This is a genomic window from Polaromonas sp. (assembly GCF_010365105.1).
In the GTDB taxonomy this organism is placed as follows: Bacteria; Pseudomonadota; Gammaproteobacteria; order Burkholderiales; family Burkholderiaceae_C; genus Polaromonas.
In genome coordinates this window covers 236,773-246,495 of the sequence record NZ_JAAFGZ010000007.1, presented here as the reverse complement: position 1 = coordinate 246,495, position 9,723 = coordinate 236,773, and the positions used below count along the sequence as shown (strand labels likewise).

Genomic DNA, 9,723 nt, shown 5'->3' with positions numbered 1-9,723 from the left:
GTCGGTCACGACCCCGGAATCCCGGAATGCAGCCCTTTCAAGGGCATCGGTCACGATCCCCGGAATGACCGGTCACGATCCTCCGGAATACCCAGACACTGGGGCTGTAAATAAGGTGTTCGCTCTTCGGTTGATCCGTTTGGAGCGCAGGTATCTTGAAACCTGCGCCTTGGAATTCAACCCAACCCGCTAAAGCTTCACAAAACCTTCCCGTTGCGCGACCGAGCGCGGGTCGGGTGACCAGACCTCTAACAAAAAGTCGGCTTCCTCGTGTCTTGCCAGGCGCGGCCAGGCCAGTTGTTCCGCCAGGGCGCGGTGTACGTCGTCACCGTTCAGCGCATAGCCTTGCACCGGATGGCGCCAGTGGCAGGCCAGCAAAGTGCCGCTGGCTTCAAGCGCTGCTTTCATCTGGCTAATCAGTTTGGCCAGTTGCACGTGGTCGAGGTAAAAGCCGATCTCGCTGAACACGATCAGGTCAAAACTTCCCGGTGGCCAGTGGTCGGGCACCCAGCCCTGCAAAAAGCGGATCTGCGACAAGCCTTGCAACCGCTGGCGCGCCTGGTCGAGCGCAGCCGGCACGCCATCGGACACCAGCAGCCGATCACAGCGCGGCGCAAGCGCGGCGGCCAGCTCGCCATTGGCGCAGCCGGGCTCGTAACCGCGCCGGTAGTGCGGGCGCGGCAGGGCCGCCAGGGTCAGGTCGCGCTTGCGCGCCTCGTACCAGCGGGTCTTGAAGCCCCACGGGTCGTCCGTCTGCTGAAACAGCCGGGTGAATTCTTCCCGGTCCGGGTTCACGACGCGTTCCCGGCAGGCATGAAGTATTCAAAGCCCCGCAGCATCCGCGCCAGTGCAAAGCCGGGCAGCACGGCAGGCGCGCCGGTGTCTTGCGGCGCCAACTGGGTCTGGTGGGTGGCCAAAGCGGCGATTTTTTGGCGCACTGCGTTGTCAGGCAGTGCCAGCCGCGCCATGTGTGACCACGGCACGCGCGCATCGCCGGGCCGGGCCCAGTGCCACATCCACACCGGCGCCTGCCAATGGCGGCAGACCACTTGACTGCAAGCACGGGCGGTGGCCTGGCCAGCGGCTTCATGGTCAGGATGGCCGTCCAGTTGCCACGTGGAAAAAACCACGTCGCCGGGCCGAAGCAGTTCAGCCAATCGCTGCGCCAGCCTGTCGTCGCAAGCAGCCAATCTGCCGTCGGGAAGCGAAAGGCGGCTTTGGCTGTGCGGCGGCAAGCCCAGCTGGCGCAGGCCCGCGAGGCTCTCACCGATGCGCGCTTTGGCCAGCAGGCCAGGCGGCCAATTCCGCGAGCCCGGATGGCTGGCTTCGCCGTCGGTCAAGGCGATCACGTGACAAGCGCTTCGGCGTGCGGCCAGCAGCGCCAGCAGGCCGCCAAAGGCGATGACTTCATCATCCGGATGTGGCGCCACCACCACCGCGCGGCGACCTGGCGGTACGAGTTCGTCCAGCGCTATCCGTGACAACTGGCCCAGGCCAGGCCATGTCTGCCACTCGGCTTCCGGCGTGCCTTCTCCGGTGATCTGACGGTCGAACACTACAGCGCCCATGACTCGGGGCCTTGCGCGGCAACCCGTTGGCCTAGCGCCGCAAAATCGCGCTCGGCATGGCTTTGGCGCAGATACACGGGCAGGTCGCAGGCCATGCGGGCAAAGCTGGCGTCCTTGCAAAAAGGGGCTGCGCCCAGTGACCGGCCGGCTTGGGCCAGAACCCGATCCGCGCTGGCTTCGGCACTCAGGCGCACCCGCAGGGCCAGCGCGCTGGCATCGGCCGCAGGCTGCGCGTCGATCCAGGCAGCTGCCTCGCGCAGCAGTGCAGCGGTGTGCTGCAACGCCAGGTCCACCTTGCCAAGGGCCATATGGCGCAGCAGGTTTTTGTCGCTTGGGCGGCCTTGAGACGTGGCTTGCCACAACGCGTGCGCCAGTGCCTGCGCGCCGCCCAGCCAGCAGGCTGCAATGCCTGCGCCGCCGTGCCAGAACCCAGGCCGGGCCAGGTAGGCGCCTTCTTGGCCGACCAGTTGCGCACGGGCGGATGAAAAAACCACATCGACGCTGGCGCTGGCTGCCATGCCTATGGCCGGCCAGCCTTCTTTTGACACCTGCACGCCGGGCTGGTGCATCGCCACGCTGGCCAGAAAGGGTCCGGTTCCGTCAGGGCGCCAGACCGTGAGCAGGCCGTGCGACACCGACCGGGCTCCCGAGCACCAGGCCTTGCGGCCATCAAGCTGCACGCTGTACCCGACATCAGTTACGCCGGTATCACGCGCGTCGTTCTCAAGCGACTGAAAAATCACCCTGGCATCGGGTGGTTCGGCTGCCCACATGCCCCAGCTTGAACCTGACGGCGCTGGCGGCGCACCCAGCTCGCGCATGATGGCCAGTGCATCGGTGTGGCCCTCGAACAGCTTGGCCAGCGACAAGTCCTGCGCTCCAACCCGCGCCAGCGCCTGCCAGCGTTCAAGCGTGCGGCCGCTACCGGGTGCTGGCAATTCGGCCAGGCCGGCGTGAATGAGTTCATGCAGATTGCGGGCAACCTCTTGCTCGTGAAGCGGTGCGGGCACGCCCTCGCTGACTGCAGGCGCGCGCTCAGGGCAGTCGGCTAGGCGCATGCAGCCCCCTCGTTAGCCAGTCCCGCTTCAGGAAATCCGTGGAGCAAGGTGGCGCCAAAGCCGCCCGCTGCACGGAAATTCTTGCGGGCGCTGGTGACCACGCGCGGAGCGGCCGACCAGGCAATCGAGGCACCGCGCGCCTGCAGCGCCTGCACCAGCGCCACGTCCTCGCTGCAGGCCAGCGGTGGAAATCCGCCGGCGTCGCGGTAAGCCTGGGCGCTGACGCCCAGGTTCGCACCGTGAACATGCCGGTGACCGTGCGCGTCGTTGTAGCTGGCCTTGAAACGCAATGCCAGTTGTGGCGCATGTCCGCTCCAGTCGTTGACGGTCACCGTGCCGCAGACCGCGTCGCTGTCCTGGTCGAGCTGCTCGGCCAGCCAGTCGGGCGAGACCCGCGTGTCGGCGTCGGTAAAGGCCAGCCAGCGCGCGCCCATGTCCAGGCAGTGCTGGGCACCGGTGGCGCGGGCAATGCCGACATTGCGCGCCTGCACCTGGAGTGTTTGAATGCCAAAACTGGCTGCAATGCAGGCGCTGCCATCGGTGCAGCTGTCCAGCACGACCAGGGTATGCACGATTTCGCGGTGAAGCTTGGGCGATGCCGCTGCCTGGATAACTGCCTGCAGGCAGCTGGTCAGCCACGCCTCTTCGTTGTGGACCGGTATGACTATGCCGAGCATGCGGGACATTCACGATCAAACGTGCCGTTGCGCAAAGACAATGAAGTGTTGTCATGCCGATAAACACAGCATGCCGGGCTCAGCGGTATTGCAACGAAGCCCGAGGCGGGCAGGTGAAGGTAGGTCATCCAGTGGTCCCCGTAGAAAAAATCAGCAGATCTAAAGCAAAAAAAGCGTGGAGATTTGCCTTCAAGCCTAATGCGCCTGTATGCGTCTGAAAGTAAGAATTCACCATTTCAGCCGGTAAGCGCCCATCACGCAGGCGCTGCAGGTTATGGGTAGCGGGGGTAGGACTTGCTGCCGAGGTGGGGTGTTCAAACCGCCAGCATTGGCACTGCATGCCGAGGTGCCAAACGCTTTTATTTTGATAGCTGAAAGCACACGCCAGTCATGCGTAAACGGTGTTTTTATTGCAAAACCTGACCTGGCAATGCCTGCCAGAGGCTTTAGCTGCCGCTGCCGGTCGAGAAGCTGAAACTGCGGCTGAAGGCCGTGCCGTTGTTGGTGCCGCCTAGCATCACGGTATAGGCCGTGTCCGGCAGCAAGGGCGCGTCCGGCACGACATAGGCCTGGTGCGGCCCGAAGCAGCCGGTCAGGCAGGGTCCGTAGGGATCGTTGGCCGATGTGACCGGCGTGCGCAGCACCACGGCTTCCCCGGTAGCCGCCCGCGTCATGGCTGCTCGGGTGATGGCCAGCCGGTTGCCTTCGCGCACCGCAATGTAAACGGTCGAACCCAGTGGCGCCGTGCGCAGGTCCCGGCCGGGCACCGGGTTCGGCGTTTCGTTGGTCAGTTGGGGGTTCACGCCGCCCGTGCCTTCGCAGGGGTAGGTCTGCACGTCGCTGCTGCCCAGCCGTTGCGGGCCGGCGGAGATGGTGTAGGCCGCGTTGACCTGCACAAAAACGCCGGGTTGGCCCTTGCCGGTGTCGTCCCGGGAGCGCACCGCCACGCCGACATCGCGGTAGCCGCTCATCAGCCCATTCAGGTGGCAGGGCGCATTCAACAGCCCGCGAATGCCCATCACGCCGATGCCGCGCTTGGGCAATGCTGCATTGCCGGACGTGAAAAAAGCGAATTCGTCGGTCACGCCGCCCAGGTCGGCATAACCCTGCGCCCTGACACGCGCAGCCGGGTTGGTGCCGGTAAAGCCTTCCGGAAACCGGCTGGCGTCTTCAAGGTGCGAATTCAGGCTGTTGACGATCAGGTAGTCGGCATGCGCCCGGGCCGCTGCGTCCAGCGGCGCGCTGGCGGTCAGCAGCCCGAAACCGCAGAGCCCGCGCTCGGCGTTGAGCAGCTGATAGGCCGCCAGTTCCTCGCTGCCCGGCGCATAGGTCGTCGGCGCGGTCGGCGTGGTCACGAGCGAAGGGTTCGGCGAAGCAGGCGTGGCCGTCTGGACAGGCGTCGCCATCGGCAGGACGCCATCGCCATCGCTGCCGCCGCCGCAAGCCGACAGCAGCGCCAGCACCGCAAGTACAAGGGCGGCCGCTTTGAAGCCAGCCGGTGTTGAATCGAAAACATGAAGGTTCATGAAAGCCCTTGATGAAGGCGATGAAGGATGACAACGAATCCCGCAGGTTCAGCGCCGTGCCAAAAAGGGAGGGGGATGCGCTGTCAAACCGGAGCAGCAAATCTGATCACGTTAAACGCGAACCGGCCCTTGCACTGTAAGTGTTTGTGGCTGGTGCGGGCGGGCCGCATGAGGTGTTGGCGTGGCGCAGGATTCGAAGCGGCTCGCATCACCACCTGTTGCGCTGTTTTTGATGAATGCTATGGATTGAATAGCTGCAAGCGCCCGCTGGGCATGCGCAATCAACCTTTTTATTCGAAAATTTAGTACGCCTGCCAGTGGGCGCAGGCGTCAAACCGCTTGGGGTTCAGGCAGACGATTCCTTGCATCATGAATTCGACACGTCCGTCATTTTTGCCTGTGCAATGACGGCTTGGGTGCTTAGCGCCCGCTGGCTTCGAGCCGCTCAACGCGGGCGCGCAGCGTGTCCAGCTCGTCGAGCAGTTCCAGCGCCAGTGCGGCGCCGGCCAGGTTCACGCCCAGGTCGCTTTCCAGCCGCAACGCCACGCGGGCGCGGTGCAAATGGACGCCGGTGAAGCGCCATTCGCCGGGCGCGGTGCCGGAGGGTGTCAGCAGTCCCACATCCACCAGCTCGACAATGCGCTCGACCTGCGCGGCGCAGGCTCGGCACAGGTCGTCAAGGCGCAGTTCGCTCTGGTCTTCGAGGATCAGTCCGGTGATTTGTACAAGTTGGAAGTCGGTGGTCATGGCTGGCCTTCCAGTTTGGCTCTGGGTTTGAAGGAGTTGAACTGCGTGGCCATGCCTTCGTAGAACGCCTTGGCGCTGTCGCTGTCGGCAGCCGGCACGGAAATTTGCAGCACGAAGTAAAAGTCGCCCGGCGTGCTGCCCGGCAGGCCGCGTCCCTTGAGCCGCAGCTTGCGCCCGGCTGCCGAGCCGGGCGGCACCGTCACTTCGACGCGCCCGGTGGGCGTGGGCGCTTCCACATTGGCGCCGAGCGCGGCTTCCCATGGCGCCACGGGCAGGTCCAGGTAAACATCGCGCTGCTCCACCCGGTACAGCAGGTGCGGATTGAATTCCACGTCAAGGTACAGGTCGCCCGCGCCGCCGCCGCCCACTCCGGGCGCGCCCTGGCCGGCCAGGCGTATGTGCTGTCCGGCGCGGATGCCCTTGGGCACGCTGAAGCTGATCTGGTGCTCTCGCGGGACGACATGGCCCTGGTCGTCCATTTCGGGCACGCGCAGGCTGATGGTGCGGGTGGCGCCGCTGTAGGCGTCTTCCAGATCGATGAGGATCTTGGCATGGCGGTCTTCGCCGGCGGCGCTGTAGCGGGCGCGCTGGCCGCCGGCGCCCGCGCGGTTGCTTGCATGGCCTGCACTGCCGCCGCTGGCGAACCCCTGGCGGAACAGCGACTCGAAAAAGTCGCTGTAGTCGCCGTCCCCACCGCCCTGGAAATCGCGCGGTGCGCTGCGGCCGGCATGTTCGGCGCCGGCGTTCCAGCCGGGCGGCGGACGGAATTCCTGGCCTTCCTTCCAGTGCTGGCCCAACTGGTCGTAGGCGGTGCGCTTTTCCGGGTCTTTCAGCACTTCATAGGCTTCGCCAAGCTGCTTGAAGCGCGCTTCTGCGTCTTTTTCCTTGCTGACATCGGGATGGTATTTACGCGACAGCTTGCGGTAGGCGCGCTTGATGTCGTCAGGCGAGGCGTCGCGGGCCAGGCCCATGACGGTGTAGTAATCCTTGAATTCCATGAAGGCTTTCCCAGTGCAGAGACGACCCAGGGCGGGCCAGCAAGTACCTTAGCGCAAAACCGCACCGCATTTACTGCGCTGCATCAGGCCGCCGTGTAGGCCATCGGCTTGTTTGGCTATTTCACCGGAATCGGTGTGGTGGCAGGCACCGGAACGGCGGTCACGCTGTTTTGCGGCGAGCCTTCGATCAGCCGGTCCGAATAGGTCAGGTAGACCAGCGTGTTGCGCTTGGCATCGACCATGCGCACCACGCGCAGCCGCTTGAAGACCAGCGAAATGCGCTCGCTGAACATTTCTTCCTGCTTGTCCAGCGGCTTGCCGCCGGCAAAGCTGATGACGCCGGTCTGGCGGCAGGCAATCGACGCATCGGACTTGTCCTCTGCCAGGCCGAAGGCGCCCTTGATGCCGCCGGTCTTGGCGCGCGACACATAGCAGGTCACGCCGCTGACCTTGGGGTCGTCGTAGGCATCGACAACGATCTTGTGGTCGGGGCCGATGAACTTGAAGACGGTGTCGACCGCGCCGACTTCCTCGGCGCTGGAAAGGCCGCAGCCGCTCAGGACCAGGGTGGCCGCCAGGGCGGCGCGGCGCCAGTGGCGCGGAACGGGGGAAAGTGGGGAAGCGGTGGATGTGTGCATGGAAAAGTCCTTGAAAGAGCGCCGAACAGGTTTTGGCGCTGGAGCCAGACCTCTAATGTACAAAGCGGGCCGCCCCTATCATGGGTGGATGATTTCCAGCCCGTCGCCCTCCAGTCTGCATTCCCTGTTCGAAGCCCAGCACCGCGCCAGCCGTGCCCGGGCCGAAGTGCCGCTGGCACTGCGCCGCGAGCGGCTGCTGAAAATCCGCGCGCTGCTGGAGCAGCACGGCGCGGCGCTGGCGCAGGCGGTGCAGGCCGACTTTGGCGTTCGCTCGCCGCAGCTGACCGAGATTGCCGACCTGTTCGTGCTGCGCACGCTGCTGGCCGGCGCGCTGAAAAACCTCGCCCGCTGGATGAAGCCGGTACGGGTGCGTACGCCGCTGTACCTGCAGCCCGCGCGCGCTTTCATGCAGCGCCAGCCGCTGGGCGTGGTCGGCGTGATTTCGCCATGGAACTATCCGGTGCAACTGGCGCTCGGCCCGGTCATCACCGCGCTGGCAGCGGGCAACCGGGTGATGCTCAAGCCCAGCGAGCTGACGCCGCAGACCTCGGCGCTGCTGGCCGAACTGATCGCCCGCAGCTTTGCGTCCGACGAACTGTGCGTGGTCCAGGGAGACGGCGACGTGGCGGCGGCTTTTGCCAGCCTGCCGTTCGACCACCTGTTTTTCACCGGCTCGACGGCAGTCGGCCGCAAGGTGGCTGCTGCGGCTGCCGCCAACCTGACGCCGACCACGCTGGAACTGGGCGGCAAGTCGCCGTGCATCATCGACGCGTCGTGCGACCTGGACCAGGCGGCGCTGAAGATTGCCCACGGCAAGCTGCTCAATGCCGGCCAGACCTGCATCGCGCCCGACTACGTGCTGCTGCCCGCCGGCCGCGAAACAGAGTTCGCCGACGCCTTCGAGCGGGCCGTGGCTAAGCTGTTCCCGCGCATTGAAGGCAACCCTGATTACGCCGCCATCATCAATCCGCGCCAGCATCAGCGCCTGCAGGCGCTGCTCGACGATGCGCGCAACGGCAGCGCGCAGGTGCAGGTGGTCAACCCCGGCGCTGGCCATGCCGCTGCCGCCAGCGGGTCGCGCCAGATGCCGCCGGTGCTGGTGTTTCATCCGGCGCCCGATTCGCGGCTGCTGAACGAGGAAATTTTCGGCCCGATCCTGCCGGTGCTGGCCTACCGCTCGCTGGACGAGGCGATTGCGTTGGTCAATGCCCGGTCCCGGCCGCTGGCGCTGTACTGGTTTGGCACCGACGCGGCGGCCCGCCACAAGGTGCTGGAACGCACCGTGAGCGGCGGCGTGACGGTGAACGACACGCTGATGCACATTGCCCACCCGCAACTGCCGTTCGGCGGCGTGGGCGACAGCGGCTGGGGTGCCTACCACGGTGAAGCCGGCTTTCTGCGGTTGACGCACCAAAAGCCGGTGCTGCTGCAGTCGAAATGGGCGCGCGGCGACCTGTTTTATCCGCCGTATGGCCGGCGCTTCGACCAAGTCATGGGGTTGCTCAAGCGCATCATTTGATGGCCTGGCTTGAAAAATTCAATCAAAAAAGGCTTTCGCGCACTATCCACGGGCGCAGGAAGCTATGAATTAAAGAGCCAATCAGCGCACTGCAATTCAGCGTTTGTCATGGAACTGGCTGGGCGGCTGGCCCATGGCGGCCTTGAACATGGCGGAAAAAGCGCTTTCGCTGGCGTAGCCGCTGGCGGCGGCGACGTTGCCCACTGGCTCGCCACGTGCCAGCATCGGCAGCGCATGCGCCAGGATGGCCTGCTGTCGCCATTGCTGGTAGCCCAGGCCAAGCTGCTCGCGAAACAGCCGCGCTACAGTGCGTTCGCTGGCGCCCACGTCGGCCGCCCAGCCAGCCAGCGTGGCGCGTTTGGACGGCGCGCGCAGCACCGCCTGGCACAGTGCGCGCAGCCGCTTGTCGCCGGTGTCGGGATGCGGCATCGGAACGCCCAGTGCCTGGGTGTCGGCCCGGGCGATTTCATCGAGTACCAGCGCGCTCAGCCATTGCTCGCGTGCGCCCAGCCGGGGCGCAGTGGCGCCGACGTCAAGCGCATGCACCAGTTCGCGCAGCAGCGGCGACACCACCAGCACGCGGCAGCCCTCCCAGCCCGACGGTGTCGCGCTGGCGTCCAGGTAGAGCGTGCGCAGCTCGGCCGCTTCCAGCACCGTGATGTGGTGGTGGGCAGCCGGCGCAATCCAGACCGCTCGCGAGGGCGGAACGATGTAGGTGATTTCTTCCGCCCGGTCGTGGCCGGGCCGGGTCTGTTCGGCCGTGACCTGCATCACGCCGCTGGCGCAATAGGCCAGCTGCGCCCACGCATGGGCATGCGGCTCGAAATGCGCGTCGGCCGGCATGGAACGCGAGCGGACCCGCACCGGCTGCGCGGGGCTGGGCGTAGACAGGCCAGTGTCGCCGATGGGAACGGGCAGGAGGCGGCTGTTGCGGTGCATGGGAAGTGAAATGGGGGACGTTACGGTTGTCCGGTATTCGATGAAACATGACG

11 protein-coding genes are annotated in these 9,723 nt (G+C 65.6%); 2 read left to right on the top strand and 9 right to left on the bottom strand.

Translation table 11 applies throughout. The features are described 5' to 3' along the window. The coding region (locus GZ092_RS06950) for a hypothetical protein (RefSeq protein WP_293635608.1) at positions 1-193 on the top strand (193 nt) is incomplete at its 5' end. Here GZ092_RS06950 and GZ092_RS06945 read toward each other — a convergent pair. The 8 genes from GZ092_RS06945 to GZ092_RS06910 form a co-directional block, all read right to left on the bottom strand. Beyond that, positions 190-795: an SAM-dependent methyltransferase gene (locus GZ092_RS06945; RefSeq protein ID WP_293635606.1), complete on the bottom strand. Its 606-nt coding sequence runs from the start codon at positions 793-795 to the stop codon at positions 190-192. The genes GZ092_RS06950 and GZ092_RS06945 overlap by 4 nt on opposite strands. Continuing rightward, on the bottom strand, positions 792-1,568 hold the full coding sequence (locus GZ092_RS06940) for a PIG-L family deacetylase (protein WP_293635604.1): 777 nt from the start codon (positions 1,566-1,568) through the stop codon (positions 792-794). Before GZ092_RS06940 ends, GZ092_RS06945 begins: the two co-directional genes overlap by 4 nt. Beyond that, the gene (locus tag GZ092_RS06935) at positions 1,556-2,626 is read right to left on the bottom strand and encodes an acyl-CoA dehydrogenase family protein (RefSeq protein WP_293635602.1); all 1,071 of its coding nucleotides are present in this window, start codon (positions 2,624-2,626) and stop codon (positions 1,556-1,558) included. The genes GZ092_RS06940 and GZ092_RS06935 overlap by 13 nt, the downstream gene beginning before the upstream one ends. Further along, on the bottom strand, positions 2,617-3,303 hold the full coding sequence (locus GZ092_RS06930) for a glycosyltransferase (protein WP_293635600.1): 687 nt from the start codon (positions 3,301-3,303) through the stop codon (positions 2,617-2,619). The genes GZ092_RS06935 and GZ092_RS06930 overlap by 10 nt, the downstream gene beginning before the upstream one ends. A 446-nt stretch (positions 3,304-3,749) precedes the next feature. Further along, the gene (locus tag GZ092_RS06925; protein WP_293635598.1) at positions 3,750-4,829 is read right to left on the bottom strand and encodes a hypothetical protein; all 1,080 of its coding nucleotides are present in this window, start codon (positions 4,827-4,829) and stop codon (positions 3,750-3,752) included. A 420-nt stretch (positions 4,830-5,249) separates the two neighbouring features. After that, positions 5,250-5,576, bottom strand: a complete 327-nt coding sequence (locus GZ092_RS06920; protein WP_293635596.1) for a chaperone modulator CbpM — start codon at positions 5,574-5,576, stop codon at positions 5,250-5,252. Continuing rightward, positions 5,573-6,574: a DnaJ C-terminal domain-containing protein gene (locus tag GZ092_RS06915; RefSeq protein WP_293635594.1), complete on the bottom strand. Its 1,002-nt coding sequence runs from the start codon at positions 6,572-6,574 to the stop codon at positions 5,573-5,575. The genes GZ092_RS06920 and GZ092_RS06915 overlap by 4 nt, the downstream gene beginning before the upstream one ends. A gap of 116 nt (positions 6,575-6,690) precedes the next feature. After that, the gene (locus tag GZ092_RS06910) at positions 6,691-7,212 is read right to left on the bottom strand and encodes a CreA family protein (protein ID WP_293635592.1); all 522 of its coding nucleotides are present in this window, start codon (positions 7,210-7,212) and stop codon (positions 6,691-6,693) included. Positions 7,213-7,300: 88 nt separating this feature from the next. Between GZ092_RS06910 and GZ092_RS06905 the strand changes: the two genes are divergently transcribed. Next, the gene (locus GZ092_RS06905; RefSeq protein ID WP_293635590.1) at positions 7,301-8,731 is read left to right on the top strand and encodes a coniferyl aldehyde dehydrogenase; all 1,431 of its coding nucleotides are present in this window, start codon (positions 7,301-7,303) and stop codon (positions 8,729-8,731) included. A 96-nt stretch (positions 8,732-8,827) separates the two neighbouring features. Here the strand turns inward: GZ092_RS06905 and GZ092_RS06900 are convergent, their stop codons facing one another. Beyond that, positions 8,828-9,670, bottom strand: coding sequence for a helix-turn-helix transcriptional regulator (locus tag GZ092_RS06900; protein WP_293635588.1), 843 nt, complete (start codon positions 9,668-9,670; stop codon positions 8,828-8,830). Positions 9,671-9,723 lie beyond the last annotated feature (53 nt).